The sequence below is a fragment of the Agromyces hippuratus genome (assembly GCF_013410355.1).
GTDB lineage: Bacteria > Actinomycetota > Actinomycetes > Actinomycetales > Microbacteriaceae > Agromyces > Agromyces hippuratus.
The window spans coordinates 2,424,105-2,438,460 of sequence record NZ_JACCFI010000001.1 but is presented as its reverse complement, the minus strand read 5'-3'; the positions used below and the strand labels follow the sequence as shown (position 1 = coordinate 2,438,460).

Sequence of the window (14,356 nt, the reverse complement as noted above, 5' to 3'; positions counted from 1 at the left end):
CGAGCCCCGACCGGGCGGCGCCGAGCCGCGCTGATCGTGCGAGGATCGAAGCATGACGCTCACCCTCGGATACAAGGCCTCAGCCGAGCAGTTCGCCCCGCGCGAGCTCGTGGAGATCGCGGTCGCGGCCGAAGCCAACGGCTTCGAGTCGGTGTTCACGAGCGACCACTTCCAGCCGTGGCGGCACGACGGCGGGCACGCGCCGTTCTCGCTCACCTGGATGGCGGCTGTCGGCGAGCGCACCTCGACCATCAGGATCGGCACGAGCGTCATGACTCCGACGTTCCGCTACAACCCCGCAGTGCTCGCGCAGGCGTTCGCGAGCCTCGGCTGCCTGCACCCGGGGCGCATCATCGCGGGCTTCGGCACCGGCGAGGCGCTGAACGAGATCGCCACCGGCTTCCGCGGCGCGGGCGAGCAGCAGTGGCCCGAGTTCCGCGAGCGCTTCGCGCGGCTCCGCGAGTCGGTGCGCCTCATGCGCGCGCTCTGGACCGACGACGAGCAGGTGAGCTTCGAGGGCGAGTACTACTCGACCCACGACGCGTCGATCTACGACCGACCGGATGTCCCGGTGCCCGTCTACATCGCCGCAGGCGGCCCGACCGTGGCGAAGTACGCGGGTCGCGCGGGCGACGGCTTCATTTGCACCTCGGGCAAGGGCATGGAGCTCTACACCGAGCAGCTCATCCCTGCGGTGAAGGAGGGCGTCGCGGCCGGCGGTCGTTCCTACGACGCGCTCGACCGCATGATCGAGATCAAGGTCTCGTACGACACCGATGCCACGGCCGCGCTCGAGAACACGCGGTTCTGGTCGCCGCTGTCGCTCTCGGCCGAGCAGAAGCACGACATCACCGACCCGGTCGAGATGGAGCGTGCCGCCGATGCCCTGCCGATCGAGCAGATCGCCAAGCGCTGGATCGTCGGCAGCGACCCCGACGAGGTCGTCGCCGGCATCAAGCAGTACGTCGACTGGGGCTTCAACCACCTCGTCTTCCACGCGCCGGGTCACGATCAGGCGCGATTCCAGGAGCTCTTCGCGCGCGACCTGGCACCGCGCCTGCGCGCGCTCTGATTCTCACGGGCGACGAGGTCGGGCTCAGGGAGCCGGTTCGACCACCAGCCCCGTGCCGCCGCCGCGCCGAACGGGTTCGGCGACCGCCGTCATGAGTCCGTCGGCGCCGACCTCGATCGCCGCGACCGCACCGATCTCGACCGGCGGTCCGAACGTGTGGCCGTATGGTGCGAGCTCGGCAGCGTAGGCGTCGAGGAACGCCTGCTCGGCCGAGATGTTCACGGTGTTGCGCTGCGATGCCCGCGGTACCGCGACCGCCTCGGGCAGGGTCATGCCGAGGTCGATGCGGTTCACGAGCACCTGCGCCACGGTCGTGATGATCGTGGACCCGCCCGGCGAGCCGACCACGTAGCGCACGTCGCCGCCATCGAGCACGATCGTGGGCGACATCGACGAGCGCGGGCGCTTGCCGGGCTCGACGGTGTTCGGATCGGCGGGGTTCGGCACGAAGTTGAAGTCGGTGAGCTCGTTGTTCAGCAGGAATCCGCGCCCCGGCACGGTCATGCCCGAGCCGCCCGTCTGCTCGATCGTGAGCGTGTACGAGACCGCGTTGCCCCACTGGTCGACGACCGAGAGGTGCGTGGTCGAGATGTTCTCGGTGTCGACGGGGTCGGCACCGGCGGCGATCGCGCAGCCCGCCGCGTCCAGCGGCGCCGGCGCCACGGGCTTGACCGATGCGGCATCCGGATCGATCAGGCAGGCGCGCGCGTCGGCGAAGTCCTGGCTCAGCAGGGTCTCGGTCGGCACGTCGACGAACGCCGGGTCGCCGACGTAGGCGTTGCGGTCGGCGAAGGCGTGGGCGGTGGCCTCGAGGTAGAGGTGCAGGGCCTGCGGCGTCTGCTCGCCCGCGAGGTCGTAGTTCTCGAGGATGTTCAGCGATTCGCCGACCGTCGTGCCGCCCGACGACGACGGCGCCATGCCGTAGACGTCGAGTCCGCGGTACTCGAGGTGCGTCGGGTCCTGCTCGAGCACCTCGTAGTCGGCGAGGTCATCGGCCGTCAGGAAGCCCGGGTACGCGGGCAGCGTCGCCGCCGGATCGACCTGCGGATCCTGCGCGATCGCGGCGATCTCGTCGGCGAGGGCTCCCTCGTAGAAGACGTCGGTGCCGTGCACCGCGATCTGTCGAAGCGTCTTCGCCAGGTCGGGGTTCGTGAAGGTCGACCCGACCACCGGTGGTGCGTCGTTCGGCAGGAACAGCTCGGCCGTGGCGGGGAACGCCGCGAATCGGGCCTGGTTGGCCGCCGTCTGCTGGGCGAACGTCTCGTCGACCCGGAACCCGCGCGTGGCGAGCAGGATCGACGGCTTCAGCATGTCGTGCAGCGACTCGGTGCCGTAGCGGGCGAGCGCGGCCTCCCAGGTGGCGAGCGTGCCCGGCACGCCGACCGAGAGTCCCGACGACACGGCGGCGGCGAAGGGGTACGGCTGACCCGTCACGGGATCGATGAACGCATCGGTCGGCATCGTCGCGGGCGCGGTCTCCCGCCCGTCGATTGTGGTCACCTCGCCGCTCGCCGCGTCGAAGTACACGAAGTAGCCGCCGCCGCCGATGCCCGCGCTGTAGGGCTCGGTGACGCCGAGCGCGGAAGCCGTGGCCACGGCGGCGTCGACGGCGTTGCCGCCCTTGCGCAGCACCTCGAGACCCACGGCGCTCGCCTCCGAGTCGACGGATGACACGGCGCCGCCGAAGCCCGTCGAGGTCGACGGCGCCGGCGGCGCCGGGCGCCCGGCGGCGACCAGGCCCGCGGTGGCCGGCTGCGCGGAAGCCGGAGCGGCGGCGGCGAGCGCACCGACCGCGAGCGTTGCGGCGAGTGCTGCGCTTAGGCGACGAAGCGCGGTGCGGCGGACGACGTTGACCATGATGGAACCCCCCGAATTGGGTACAACCTGGCAGATGACCTCACCGTAGACCTCGGCAGGGTCGGTGGCAACGGGTTGACGCAGACCGGCGACGCCTCGGCGGGGTCAGTGCAACCCGGGCCGGTTCACGCTCGGCGGCAGCGCGCAGTAGTCGTAGTAGACGCGGGTCGGTGCTGACTCGTCGGTGACGTCGACGATGACGGATGCGCCGGAGTTCGGCAGTTCGTCGCCCGCGAGCAGCCAGACCGAGAAGTGCCAGATGCCGCGCACGGCGTCGTCGAGCAGACCCCGGCCGTCGGCGACGAGCACGGTGTCGTCGGATGCCCCGGGCAGGGCGCCCGCGCGGAAGGGCTCCACCACGTCGGCGCGCAACGCTGCTTCATCGGCGTCGCCGACCGAGACGCGGATGACGGTCTGCCCGTGCGAGGTGAGTGCTGCCGCAAGGTCATCGGCGAAGCGTGCGGCATCGGCCGTCGAAGCCGCCTCGACCGCGATGAGCCGGCGGCCCCGCGAAGCGTGGTGCAGGAACTCCTCGACGATGCCAGCGAGCAGTTCGTCGCGGGGTTGCGCCTCGTAGGCCGTTCGCGTCATCCCCTCAGGCTACGCGGGGGAGGGGCCGTTGGAGGATCCGCCTACGCGACATCGGCTGCCGCGGGAGCGAACCGGCAATCGGTTGTCCAGTCACCGATACAACGCGACGTCGGTTGTCGTCTGTGGCGCGATGCGAACACGCTACCTGCTCGTGAGCGGTGGTTAGCTTGTCGTCATGGTCGGGGCGATCGGATGGCGGGAGATCCTCTCGTGGCGGCTGCGGCGTCAGTTTCTGAACGGTCCAGGCGCCACCTCCGTAGGGGAAGTGGTTCGACGGCTGGTTGCGGTGCCGTCATGGTCGGGAGACGCCGAGCTCGCGATCGGGTCGCGAATGCGACGTCCGCATCCGGGAGCTGTAGCGGCTGCGTTCGCGGAGGGACATCTCGTCAAGACATTCGCGTTCCGCGGATCGATGAACTACCTCGTTCCCGAAGACGCTGGAATCTATCTCGCGCTCCGAGCGGTTGGGCGACAGTGGGAACTGAAGAGCTGGCGCGAGTTCTACCGCCTCGAACCCGCGGACTGGCCGGTGCTCCGCGCGGTCGTGCGCGACGCACTGTCATCCGGTCCTCTCAGCCAGCGCGATTTGGCCGACGTGGTCGTTCGTGACGCGCGATTCTCGCACCTCACCGTGGCACTCACTGATAAGTCATGCACGTTCCTCAAGCCCTTCGCATGGCAGGGCGACCTCAGTATTGCCCCACCGCGGGATGGCGTGCTGATGCTGCAGTCGCCGACGGTCGCATTCGGTTGGTCGGGCATTCCGGAACCCGAGGATGCCGGGCCGCAGGCTCTCCGCGCGTACCTCTCCGCCTACGGGCCCGCGTCTGCCGACCACCTGCAATACTGGCTCGGCGATGGCCTCAGCGCCGGCCGCAAGCGCATCGCGGGCTGGATCGCACGCATGCTCGAGGACGAGATCGTGACGATCGACGTCGAAGGCGATGAGCTGCTCTGTCATGCAGACCATGTCGACGATCTGGCGTCGGAGCCGGCATCGGGCGTCATTCATCTGCTGCCAGGACTCGATCCGTGGCTCCTCGGCGCGGGCACTGCTGACGTGCACATCGTCCCGCCTGACCGGCGTACAGAGATCACCCGCGGCGCCAATCCGGTACTGATCGACGGTCGGGTCGAAGGCACTTGGAAGATCACCGAGGATCTGCTTACCGTGACGACCCACGACGGAGCATTCTCGCGCGACACGCTCGAGATCGCGCGCGGAAGACTCGCCGAGGTGCTTGGTCGCGAGATCCATTCCGACGTTCTCTGACGCCGCGTCCCCCAAGCGGATCCCTTTACGGACGTGCACTCAACGACGGTGCCGCCTTGCCCCGCGCACGAATCCTGAGCGGACGGACGAATCGACGAGTGCAGTCCGTAGCCGTTTGCACTACTGCAGCTGGTCCCGGCGGCGTGTCAGGTTCGCGGTCTCGGCGGTATTGCCCGCCAGATCGATGGCTTTGTCATACGCGGCGCGCGCGTCTTGGCTGCGGCCCAACCGGCGCAGCAGGTCGGCACGCGTGGCATAGAACGCGTGATAGCCGTTCAACTCCTCTTCGAGCCGATCGACGGTGACAAGTGCCGATTCCGGGCCGTCGAGTTCGGCGACCGCGATGGCCCTGTTGAGGGCGATGATCGGTGAAGAGTCGACGTTCACGAGCTGATCGTAAAGGGCGAGGACCTGTGACCAGTCGGTGTCGCGGATGTCACGGGCGGACGTGTGCACCGCGCCGATCGCCGCGAGGATCTGGTAGCGACCGGGAACCTGACCGGCCGCGGCGGCGACCAGGCGCTCGCGCACCAGCCGATGACCCTCAGCAATGAGCGTCGGGTCCCAGGTCCCACGGTCCTGCTCGTCGAGCGGAATCAGTTCCCCGTCGACCGAGATCCGGGCGGTACGGCGGGCTTCCGTGAGGAGCATCAGCGCCAGCAGCCCAGCCACTTCGCCATCCTCAGGCATGAGGGCACGGACCAGGCGAGTGAGCCGGATCGCCTCGGCCGTCAGGTCGGCACGTACCGGGCCGGCGCCTGGCCCGGTCGCCAGGTAGCCCTCATTGAAGACCAGGAAGAGCACCGCGAGCACTCCGGAGACGCGTCCCGGGAGATCCGCCGCAGACGGCATCCGGTAAGGGATGCGAGCTGCCTTGATCTTGGCTTTGGCGCGGGTTATCCGTTGCCCCATCGTGTTCTCGGGGACAAGGAACGCGCGGGCGATCTCGGCCACGGTCAGACCGCCGATCATGCGCAGGGTCAGCGCGACCCGGTTCTCCATCGCCAACGCCGGATGGCAGCAGGTGAAGATCAACCGGAGCCGGTCGTCGTCAATTGCACCGATCGACTCGGGCGGTGCGTTGTCGAACACCATCTGAGCCTCCTTGTGCTTGCTGTCGCGTTGGTTCTCGCGCCGCAGTCGATCGATGCCCTTGCGGTTCGCGGTGGTGGTGAGCCAGGCGCCTGGATTGGGTGGCACGCCGTCGGCCGGCCACCGGGCGACGGCGGTCGCGAAGGCCTCGGCCGCGGCCTCCTCGGCGAGGTCGAGGTTTCCGAAGCGTCTGGTCAAGCCGGCGACCACCCGGGCCCACTCGTCACGGTATGCCCGGGTGATCGCGTCCTCGGCGTCGTTCACGCGAACGGTCGCACCTCGATCTTCCGGTCGCAGACCTTCGAAGCCTCTGCGGCGAGGGTGAGTGCAGCATCCAGATCGGGCGCCTCCCACACCCAGAGGCCGGCGAGGTATTCCTTCGACTCCACGAAGGGTCCGTCGCAGATCACCTGCTGCTCGCCCCGGTTGTCGATGACCGTGGCCGCGTCAGGGTTCGCGAGTCCGCCCGCGAACACCCAGTAGCCGTCGGCGATGAGACGCTCGTTGAACGCGCTGATCCCCGGCCGCTTGTCCGAACTGCCGGGAGTGCTCATGTCGTCGATCACGGAAACGAGGTACTGCATCTGAAGATCCTCTCCTTCGGTTTGTGTCAGCGCTCCCACTCAGGTCGCGCGTCAATGTCATTGCGGGCCAGCGGGATGCGCGAGGTCGTAGGCGCGCGAGATCTTCGCCGGGACGACCATGCGCCAAGCATCGACGACGAGCTCGCGGGCCTCGGCCGGCTCGAGGACTGCGAGATCGGCGTGGACCCAGTTGAAGCGCAGATCCGAGTCCGAGGGCATCTGGAACTTGCGCGCGTTCCCCCCGACGAGTGCTGCCCGCTCCTCCTTCGGGAAAGCGAACCCCATCACTTTCTCGTCGAGTGAGAACGCGACGTAGACCATCCGACCGACGCGGAACTTCAATCGCCCGCGCACGTAGGCATGGTAGGAGCGCTCCAACTCTGCGCCCAGCGCGTGAACGTCGTCGATGACCGCCATGTCTACAGCCTCTCAGGCATATCCGACACGGAGCGATCCCCGGATGTGCAGGTGGGGCGGAGTGGGGTCACGCTTCACGGCGGGCTTCCTCAGGCCTTCACGTGGCCGCGCGCCTCGACGATCCTGCCGTCCCGGACGCGGATCAGCTTCACGCCGTGTACGTCGATCGGACGGCATCAGAAGGTTGCGTAGTCAGGGCGGCCAGTGGGCCGATACGTCTGGATCATCACTCCCTTCGAATCGGAACGCGAGTCGACCAGCTTCATCGCGATGTCTCGACCTGGGTCTGCGAAGAGTCGGGCTCCCTGCCCCAGGACCACGGGGATGATGATGAGTTCCATTTCGTCGACGAGGTCCTTCTCGAGGAGCCACTGGATGAGACGGCTGCTTCCGTGTACTTGCAGTTCGCCGTCGCCGCTGGCTTTCAGGTCCGTGATGGCGGCGAAGAGGTCGTCTCCGAGGACTGCTGTGTTCGGCCATTCCGGTTCCGTCAGTGTTCTGGATGCCACGTACTTCGGCTTCGAGTTCAACGCCACTCCAATCGGGTGTCGTTTCAGGTCCTCGATGGTGCCCCAGAATTCGTGGAGGATGTCGTATGTTCGGCGGCCGAAGAGGAACGCGTCGGCCCGCTGGAACGTCGCGGCAATGTGGTCGCGGGTCGTGTCGTCACCCGCTCCCCTCGCCCATCCTCCGCGTTCGAATCCTCCCTCGAGGTCTTCAACAGTTGGGCCGCCGTTGCCCTGAGTTACTCCGTCCAGAGTGAGCTGCGTGATCGTCGTAAGTTTCATCGGCCTGGTTCTCCATGACTTCGGCACCCACGTTGGGGGCCGTTCATGAAGTCAACGAACGACTCCGCGCGAATCCGACACCAATCGAGAAACCTGTTCAGACAAGAAGTCTCACGGCGAGCACTCCGGATCGAACGGATCCCGGCACCGGGAACGTCGACTACTCGCCGTACCTGCCCGCCAGGAGTCGGCGGCCCTACCGACGACCTCACCAGTGCACGGGCGTGGAATGGCACGCGGACCCAGCCGTTGTCGAACGAGAACGAGCTGCATTCGCTGCCCGATACGCTCTGCGCGGCACACGCCCGCGCTGTGTGACGGCGGGTGTCTACCCCGCGTCTACGTGGGCGAACGTTCGTCCGGCACTCGAATGGACTGGGAACAGCTCGGCCCGCCTGCGCTCCTCGAGCGACGAAGGCCTCATCATCCTCGCGCTCCGGGCCCAAGCTCCGCGGCGCGTTCATCAAGGGCGGCGACGAGCTTGCGCATCTCCTCGTGCAGATGGTCGGCATCGCGGTCGCTGTAGTGGAACGTGCTGAAGACCTTTGCCACGAGATCCTCCCCCCGTTCCTCGAGCTTGCGGCCTCGTGTGGTCAGGCGTACCAGCACGGATCGCTCGTCGGTGGTACTGCGCTCGCGCGTCACGAAACCGGCCGCCTCGAGCCGCTTCAGCAGCGGTGACAGCGTGCCAGAGTCGAATCGCAGCGCGGCGCCGAGTTCTTTGACCGTCTGTGGATCGCGATCCCACAACACGAGCATGGCCATGTACTGCGGGTACGTGAGCCCCAACTCGCGTAGCGCGGGCCGGTAGGCGTTGTCGAGCTCTCGTGCAGCGACATGCACCGCAAAGCAGGCTAGATCATCGGGCAGGACTCCCATGGGGAGTATCTTACGTCCATTTGACAGCACACATTTGAGTTGTGTACAACTAAATTGCTGCCAATACAACTTGAGGAGCTACCCCCATGAACGCGATATATACCGCCGTAGCCACGTCTTCGGGACGGGACAGCCGTGCCGTCACATCAGACGGCCGGCTCGACGTCATGCTCGCCATGCCGAATGAGATGGGCGGAACTGGTGAGGGAACGAATCCAGAACAGCTGTTCGCTGCGGGGTACGCAGCCTGCTTCTCGACGTCGCTCGGGATAGTGGCGAAGCGCATGGCGATCGACGCCCGCGACGTGGCAGTCACCGCGGAAGTGAGCCTGGTTCCAAGGGTGGGCGGCTCGGGCTTCGCACTTGCAACTGTCCTTCGGGTCGAGTTGCCCGAGCACATTGCGGAAGGTTCCGCCCGAGCGCTGATCGACGCAACGCATCAGGTCTGCCCCTATTCGAACGCGACCCAGGGCAACATGCCCGTCGAGATCGTGATCGAATGACTCAGCCCCCTAAGGACCGGATGGCGATCCGCCTGCGGGCGGGGCTAGTGAGCGATGTCCCTAGCCCGAAACAGCAACACGGCGAAGACGAGGAAGATGCCGGCGCCGATCCACCCGCTGACTGCGCCGAGGTTGGGCAGCAAGAACAGGGTGATCGCGCCGAGCGCAACGAGCACACCTGCAAGAACTGCGAACAGCCTCATGCCGTAGAGCGAGATGAACACGAGGTAATGCGCGCCGACGATGATGAGCGATGCCGGGAAGAAGAGAAGAGGCTCGTACTTGCCGAGCACGATCGCAACGAGGAGTCCGAGCGGCACGGTGAAGGCGGATTGCATCGCCAAAGCGGCAGAGGGATGACCCTTCGGGAGCGCAACGGGGCCACCCATGAACTTCAGGACGAGCGCTGCCAACGGGAAGATCAACATGCCACCGAAGAACAGCACAGCCATGCCGGCGGCAGGTGAAACCCAGAAGAAGACCGCAGCCGCGACGGCCCAGATGATCGCGGAGACGAGCGGCCCGGAGAAGCCGCCACGGTAGATACGCCTCACGTCGGCCTGGGCTTGCAGAACGTCCACGTCGGTCCTCATCCAGTCGGGCCGAGTCACCTACGGCAGATGCGTCAACGCTCATCAGAACGCGCCGGACCAATCATGGCGTAGTGCCGCGCCGCGGCTCCACCCCACCTCTTTTCCGAAAGCCGGTCGCTCCCCGCCTCACCTACTCGCGTTGTTCGGCGGGCTCGTCGTCCTCGAGATAAACCGTGCCATACAAGTCGACGCCGAGCTCGGCGATCTGGCCGACTAGATCTGCGGGCAGCACGAACCCGCCCTGACCCGAGTCCGAGTCGGCGGACCACCAGATCCGTACTTCGCAATCAGCCGGAAGAATCTGGATGCGTCCGGTCGCAGGGCGGCTTCGGTCCACCAGCTGCCTGAGCGCACGCGTGCCGGTCTGATCGTCATCGGTGTTCGCGAGCGTTCCGACATCGATGGACCACACGTGGTGGTCGTGAATGCGACCGGAGCGAAGCGCTGTCCCTTTCCGCCTCACCTCGCTGGGCTCCATCGCGAGCAGTTGAGAAACAGCCTCCGGTTCTGTTTCGGTCGAAGTCACAACGAGTGATGCTCTGCCAGACCGAATCATGCCCCGAGCCTAGGGCGACATCACGTCTGAGGATCAACGGCGTTCGTAACCCGGTCGGCAGTCGCTTCAGTGAGGTCGAGAGTTCAAGCCCCGCTACTCAGATCGTGTCTGACGATGATCGCAAAGGGCGAAATCGGATGTAACTACTGGCAGTAGGCTCCTCGCCATGCCTCTTGCTGCACTCGTGATGGTGATCTTTGTGTTCTCCATCATGCTCCTCGTCGCGGTGGTCGCGATTCTCTGGCCAGCCGCGCTCGCCCGGTTGAATGCAGCGGGCCTCCGTACGCTTCCGGTCGCTGCCCCGAAATCAATGCGCGAGCAAGCTGCGTCGAACTCCACGCCCGGCATGATGCGTTTTTGGGGCATCGGCGCGATTATCATCCTCGCCGTAGCAGTGCCCAGGATCGTCAGCTCGGTGCTGGAGGACGGCATTCAGGAGATCGGATCCGAGACAGACTCGTGGCTAGCGTGGCCGATCTACGCAATCGGCCTCGCTCAGATCGTGTTCGGATCGAGCCTTCTCATCTGGTCCCGCCGGATCTTCAAGCGGCTTCGAGTCAAGTTCGATGAGAGTGGCGCGGACCTTCGCAGGTGGATGGTTGTCGTGGTGGGTTCCGTGGGGCTCGGAATGGGGGCGGTCTCACTGTTTGTAGCCGCCTCACTCGCTTGACAAGCGGCGTCCGCATGCCGGTCGGTCACCGATTCTCGCGTACGAGACGTAGCGCCGAGGGACACCCGGCAAGCCGAGATTCCCGTCTACCCCGCCCGGGCAGCTGTCCCGGTGGCGGTGCCCCCAACGCTTCACGCGTGAGAGCAGGATCACGGTGACGGCGCTGACTCCTTCGTGATGCCCTCAGGCGTTCGGTACTTCGGTACCGACTTCTTCGAGGACATCCTTGCGGGGATCTCCTCACGTCGAGGATGCTCCGTCGCTGTTGAGCGATGCTCCGTCGCGTGCGCCGAAGCCGAAGTGGAACGCCGATCGCCCCCTATGCTCGCCGCATGGAGTTCCTAGTGACCGGCATCGCGCTGTGCGTCTTCTTCGGCGGCATCAGCCTCATCGGCGCGCTGCGCCGGATCGCGGACGCGACCGAGGAGATCGCACGCAACACCCGCGACCGCGCAGAGGTCGATGCGCCGCAGTAGGCGCTGAGTCCATCGGCCCGCGGGTCACGAGCGCGCGTCGAGCGCGACCTCCGATGCACGCGCCGACGAGACACCCGAGTAGGCGATGATCGGCCGCCCCGTCGAGGGATGCGCGAGCACCTCGACCTCGACCCCCCAGACCTCGCGGATGAGCCCGGGTTCGAGCACCTCGGCCGGGGCGCCGGATGCCACCACCCGCCCGCCGTCGAGCACGATGACGTGATCCGCGTACGCAGCCGCGAGGCCGAGATCGTGCAGCGCGGCGAGCACGGTGCGCCCCGAGGCGGCGAGCGTGCGGAGCAGCTCGAGGCTCGTGAGCTGCGCGCGCACGTCGAGGTGGTTGGTCGGTTCGTCGAGCAGCAGCAGCTCGGGTTCCTGCGCGAGCGCCCTCGCGAGGTTCACCCGCTGTCGTTCGCCGCCCGAGAGCGTCGCGTACTCGCGCATCGCGAGCGACTCGAGGCCGAGCACCGCGAGTGATTCGGCGACGACGGCGTGATCGCGCTCGCCGAGGCCCGACCACGGGCCGACGTGCGGGGTGCGCCCGAGCGCGACGACTTCGTGCACGCGCAGCTCGGGGGCATCGTGCGTCTCCTGCTCGGCGAGGGCGATGCGGCGCGCCCGGTCGCGTCGGCGCAGTGCGGCGAGGTCGCTGCCGGCGAACGCGAGCGCACCGGCATCCGCTCGCTCGATGCCTGCGATGAGGTGCAGCAGGGTCGACTTGCCGGCGCCGTTCGGGCCGAGGAGCGCGCCGAGGGAACCGGCGGGAACCGTGACGTCGACGTCATCGACGATGAGCCGGCCGGTGCGCGAGAAGCGCACGCGGGAGAGGTCGAGTCCGTCGGTCACGAGACCCTCCGTCGCATGAGGAGCACAGCGAACACCGGGCCGCCGATGAGGGCGGTGATGATGCCGACGGGCAGCTCCCTGGGGTCGAAGAGCGTGCGCGCGGCGGTGTCGGCCCAGACCAGGAACAGCGCGCCCGCGAGTGCCGAGAGCGGCAGCAGCGCGCGGTGGCGCGAGCCGACGAGCAGGCGCACGCCGTGCGGAAGGATCAGCCCGACGAACCCGATCGATCCGCTCACGGCGACGAGCGCCCCGGTGAGCAGCGCGGTGCCGCCGAGCAGCAGCACCCGGCTGCGGCCGACGTGCACCCCGAGCGCGGATGCCGCGGCGTCGCCGAACGCGAAGGCGTCGAGGGTGCGGGCGCTGGCGATGAGCGGGATGCCGATGGCGACGAGCGCCCCGCCCGCGATCGCGACCGAGACCCAGTCGGTGCCGGCGAGCGAGCCGAGCAGCCAGTTGAGGATCTCGCGGTAGCTGTCGCCGGTGGCGCTCCAGAAGATGACGAGGCTCGTGACGGCGCCGAACATCGACGAGACGGCGAGCCCGGCGAGCACGGTGCGGGTGGGGGAGAGCCCGCCCCCGGGGCCGCGACTCGAGCCGCGACCCGCAGCACCCGCGAGGGCGAGCGTCGCGATGAGGGCGGCGAGGGCACCGGCGAACGCGGCGAGCGGCAGCAGCAGGCCGACGCCGAGCACGATCACGACGACCGCGCCGACCGAGGCGCCGGAGGAGAGGCCGAGCAGGTACGGATCGGCGAGCGGGTTGCGCGTGAGCGCCTGCATGACCGCGCCGCAGAGTGCGAGACCGGCGCCGACCGCGGCGGCGGTGAGCACCCGTGGCATCCGCAGCTCCCAGACGATGCCGTCGCGGAGCGGGCTGAGCGTCGGCTCGCCGATGCCGAGGTGCGCCAGCACGCTCGCGACCACGTCGCTCGGAGCGAGTCCGGCCGGTCCGATGGTGACGGCCGCGATGACGGATGCCGCGAGCGCCGCGCCGAGCGCGACGGCCCAGAGCACCGTGCGGCCGCGCCGCCGCTTCGCGGGTTGAGGAGCGAGCGCAGCGAGCGTCTCGAAACCTTCCCCGGGGGCGGTTTCGACAGGCTCAACCCGCAGAGACTGCTCAACCAGCGGGGTCTTCATCAGCCGAGCGCCCCGAGCTGCTCGACGAGCGACGAGACCGCGCCGACGTTGCGCACGCCGGCCTCGGTCGCCGGGAAGTCGACGACGAGGTACCGCTTCGCCTGCACGGCGGGCAGTGCCGCCGTCGCCGCGTTCGACTCGAGGTGCGCGATCTTCTGCTCGGCGGTGTTCCACGCGGCGTCGACGAGCACGATGACGTCGGGGTTCGCGGCGACGATCGCCTCCCAGCCCATCGAGGTCCACGTGTCCTCGACGTCGGCCGCGATGTTCTCGAGGCCGGCGGCCTCCATGATCATCTGCGGAGCACCGATGCCCGCGCCGACGAACGGCGTCTCGTCACCCGAGCTGTACCAGAGCGCCGTGAGGCCGTCGGTGTTCGGCTCGATCGCGTCGAGCTCGGCGCGCTGGGTCGCGACGAGGTCGGCCGCGGCATCCGGAACGCCGAAGATGTCGCCGGCCTCCTCGAACTCGCGGAAGACCTCGTCGAAGGTGAGCGGGTTCGGCATGTAGCCCTCGCCCTTGCACGCCGCGGGGGCCACGTAGCTCGCGACGCCGAGCTTCGCGAGCGTCTCGCGATCGCCGGCACCCTCGGCCGAGAGGTTCGACTCCCAGCCGGCGAAGACGAGGTCGGGCTCTGCGGCGAGTGTCGCCTCCTGCGACGGCACCTTGTCGGAGAGCACGTCGATGCCCGCCGCGGCGTCGGCGTACGCCTCGGGCGCCGGCCCATCGCTGAAGGCCGAGCCGATGACACGGTCTTCGAGGCCGAGGCCGAGGGCGAGCAGCAGCTCGAGGGTCGACGACTTGATCGTCACGACCCGCTCGGGCGCCGCGTCGAAGGTGACCTCGGTGCCGCAGTTGTCGATCGTGAGCGGGAACCCCGATGCCGCGGCGTCGGGCGCGGCATCCGCGTCGGCGGGGCCGGCGGCACTTCCGGTCGCGCACCCGGCGAGCAGGAGCACGGCGGCGACGGGCGCGGCGATGAAGAGGGAGCGGAACGTGGGCATCAGGCCTCCGGATGGCGTG

The 14,356-nt window shown here is 68.0% G+C and carries 17 protein-coding genes; 5 read left to right on the top strand and 12 right to left on the bottom strand.

From position 1 onward, the window contains the following. The first annotated feature begins 52 nt into the window (after positions 1-52). Positions 53-1,072, top strand: coding sequence for a glucose-6-phosphate dehydrogenase (coenzyme-F420) (fgd, locus tag BJY17_RS11340; protein ID WP_179551444.1), 1,020 nt, complete (start codon positions 53-55; stop codon positions 1,070-1,072). Positions 1,073-1,096: 24 nt separating this feature from the next. On the opposite strand, the gene ggt is transcribed toward fgd, so the two are convergent. Further along, entirely contained in the window at positions 1,097-2,929 is a 1,833-nt protein-coding gene (ggt, locus tag BJY17_RS11335; RefSeq protein WP_179551443.1) for a gamma-glutamyltransferase, read from the bottom strand. Between the two features lie 105 nt (positions 2,930-3,034). After that, positions 3,035-3,520, bottom strand: coding sequence for a nucleoside/nucleotide kinase family protein (locus BJY17_RS11330; protein WP_179551442.1), 486 nt, complete (start codon positions 3,518-3,520; stop codon positions 3,035-3,037). A 175-nt stretch (positions 3,521-3,695) separates the two neighbouring features. Here BJY17_RS11330 and BJY17_RS11325 point away from each other — a divergent pair, with 175 nt between their 5' ends. After that, positions 3,696-4,793, top strand: coding sequence for a DNA glycosylase AlkZ-like family protein (locus tag BJY17_RS11325; protein WP_179551441.1), 1,098 nt, complete (start codon positions 3,696-3,698; stop codon positions 4,791-4,793). 120 nt (positions 4,794-4,913) lie between these two features. On the opposite strand, the gene BJY17_RS11320 is transcribed toward BJY17_RS11325, so the two are convergent. From BJY17_RS11320 to BJY17_RS11300, 5 genes are all read right to left on the bottom strand, one after another. Beyond that, positions 4,914-6,149, bottom strand: a complete 1,236-nt coding sequence (locus BJY17_RS11320; protein WP_179551440.1) for an RNA polymerase sigma factor — start codon at positions 6,147-6,149, stop codon at positions 4,914-4,916. Then, the gene (locus tag BJY17_RS11315) at positions 6,146-6,469 is read right to left on the bottom strand and encodes a YciI family protein (RefSeq protein WP_179551439.1); all 324 of its coding nucleotides are present in this window, start codon (positions 6,467-6,469) and stop codon (positions 6,146-6,148) included. The genes BJY17_RS11320 and BJY17_RS11315 overlap by 4 nt, the downstream gene beginning before the upstream one ends. Before the next feature lie 57 nt (positions 6,470-6,526). Then, positions 6,527-6,886 (bottom strand): MmcQ/YjbR family DNA-binding protein, encoded by a 360-nt coding sequence (locus tag BJY17_RS11310; protein WP_179551438.1) that lies wholly within the window; start codon positions 6,884-6,886, stop codon positions 6,527-6,529. A 176-nt stretch (positions 6,887-7,062) separates the two neighbouring features. After that, positions 7,063-7,674: a dihydrofolate reductase family protein gene (locus BJY17_RS11305; protein WP_179551437.1), complete on the bottom strand. Its 612-nt coding sequence runs from the start codon at positions 7,672-7,674 to the stop codon at positions 7,063-7,065. Positions 7,675-8,097: 423 nt separating this feature from the next. Beyond that, on the bottom strand, positions 8,098-8,553 hold the full coding sequence (locus tag BJY17_RS11300) for a MarR family winged helix-turn-helix transcriptional regulator (RefSeq protein WP_179551436.1): 456 nt from the start codon (positions 8,551-8,553) through the stop codon (positions 8,098-8,100). Between the two features lie 86 nt (positions 8,554-8,639). On the opposite strand from BJY17_RS11300, the gene BJY17_RS11295 reads away from it, so the two are divergent. Next, positions 8,640-9,056, top strand: a complete 417-nt coding sequence (locus BJY17_RS11295; protein ID WP_179551435.1) for an organic hydroperoxide resistance protein — start codon at positions 8,640-8,642, stop codon at positions 9,054-9,056. A gap of 44 nt (positions 9,057-9,100) precedes the next feature. Here the strand turns inward: BJY17_RS11295 and BJY17_RS11290 are convergent, their stop codons facing one another. After that, a complete protein-coding gene (locus BJY17_RS11290; protein WP_179551434.1) occupies positions 9,101-9,637 on the bottom strand; it encodes a DUF7010 family protein in 537 nt (178 codons plus the stop codon). Between the two features lie 142 nt (positions 9,638-9,779). Then, positions 9,780-10,175, bottom strand: coding sequence for a DUF4279 domain-containing protein (locus tag BJY17_RS11285; RefSeq protein WP_179551433.1), 396 nt, complete (start codon positions 10,173-10,175; stop codon positions 9,780-9,782). Positions 10,176-10,371: 196 nt separating this feature from the next. Between BJY17_RS11285 and BJY17_RS11280 the strand changes: the two genes are divergently transcribed. Further along, entirely contained in the window at positions 10,372-10,875 is a 504-nt protein-coding gene (locus tag BJY17_RS11280) for a hypothetical protein (RefSeq protein WP_179551432.1), read from the top strand. 332 nt (positions 10,876-11,207) lie between these two features. After that, positions 11,208-11,351: a hypothetical protein gene (locus tag BJY17_RS11275; RefSeq protein WP_179551431.1), complete on the top strand. Its 144-nt coding sequence runs from the start codon at positions 11,208-11,210 to the stop codon at positions 11,349-11,351. A gap of 24 nt (positions 11,352-11,375) precedes the next feature. Here the strand turns inward: BJY17_RS11275 and BJY17_RS11270 are convergent, their stop codons facing one another. From BJY17_RS11270 to BJY17_RS11260, 3 genes are all read right to left on the bottom strand, one after another. Then, positions 11,376-12,197 carry an ATP-binding cassette domain-containing protein gene (locus BJY17_RS11270; protein WP_179551430.1) on the bottom strand — a complete coding sequence of 274 codons (822 nt, stop codon included), beginning with the start codon at positions 12,195-12,197 and terminating at the stop codon, positions 11,376-11,378. Beyond that, positions 12,194-13,210: a putative F420-0 ABC transporter permease subunit gene (locus BJY17_RS11265; protein ID WP_322789817.1), complete on the bottom strand. Its 1,017-nt coding sequence runs from the start codon at positions 13,208-13,210 to the stop codon at positions 12,194-12,196. Before BJY17_RS11265 ends, BJY17_RS11270 begins: the two co-directional genes overlap by 4 nt. A gap of 122 nt (positions 13,211-13,332) precedes the next feature. Next, the gene (locus tag BJY17_RS11260) at positions 13,333-14,337 is read right to left on the bottom strand and encodes a putative F420-0 ABC transporter substrate-binding protein (protein WP_179551428.1); all 1,005 of its coding nucleotides are present in this window, start codon (positions 14,335-14,337) and stop codon (positions 13,333-13,335) included. Positions 14,338-14,356: the final 19 nt, after the last annotated feature.

Excerpts from the sequence above, each read along its gene's own strand:
- fgd (WP_179551444.1), top strand. The coding sequence starts at position 53 with ATGACGCTCACCCTCGGATACAAGGCCTCAGCCGAGCAGTTCGCCCCG.
- ggt (WP_179551443.1), bottom strand. The coding sequence starts at position 2,929 with ATGGTCAACGTCGTCCGCCGCACCGCGCTTCGTCGCCTAAGCGCAGCA.
- BJY17_RS11330 (WP_179551442.1), bottom strand. The coding sequence starts at position 3,520 with ATGACGCGAACGGCCTACGAGGCGCAACCCCGCGACGAACTGCTCGCT.
- BJY17_RS11325 (WP_179551441.1), top strand. The coding sequence starts at position 3,696 with ATGGTCGGGGCGATCGGATGGCGGGAGATCCTCTCGTGGCGGCTGCGG.
- BJY17_RS11315 (WP_179551439.1), bottom strand. The coding sequence starts at position 6,469 with ATGCAGTACCTCGTTTCCGTGATCGACGACATGAGCACTCCCGGCAGT.
- BJY17_RS11310 (WP_179551438.1), bottom strand. The coding sequence starts at position 6,886 with ATGGCGGTCATCGACGACGTTCACGCGCTGGGCGCAGAGTTGGAGCGC.
- BJY17_RS11305 (WP_179551437.1), bottom strand. The coding sequence starts at position 7,674 with ATGAAACTTACGACGATCACGCAGCTCACTCTGGACGGAGTAACTCAG.
- BJY17_RS11300 (WP_179551436.1), bottom strand. The coding sequence starts at position 8,553 with ATGGGAGTCCTGCCCGATGATCTAGCCTGCTTTGCGGTGCATGTCGCT.
- BJY17_RS11295 (WP_179551435.1), top strand. The coding sequence starts at position 8,640 with ATGAACGCGATATATACCGCCGTAGCCACGTCTTCGGGACGGGACAGC.
- BJY17_RS11280 (WP_179551432.1), top strand. The coding sequence starts at position 10,372 with ATGCCTCTTGCTGCACTCGTGATGGTGATCTTTGTGTTCTCCATCATG.
- BJY17_RS11275 (WP_179551431.1), top strand. The coding sequence starts at position 11,208 with ATGGAGTTCCTAGTGACCGGCATCGCGCTGTGCGTCTTCTTCGGCGGC.
- BJY17_RS11260 (WP_179551428.1), bottom strand. The coding sequence starts at position 14,337 with ATGCCCACGTTCCGCTCCCTCTTCATCGCCGCGCCCGTCGCCGCCGTG.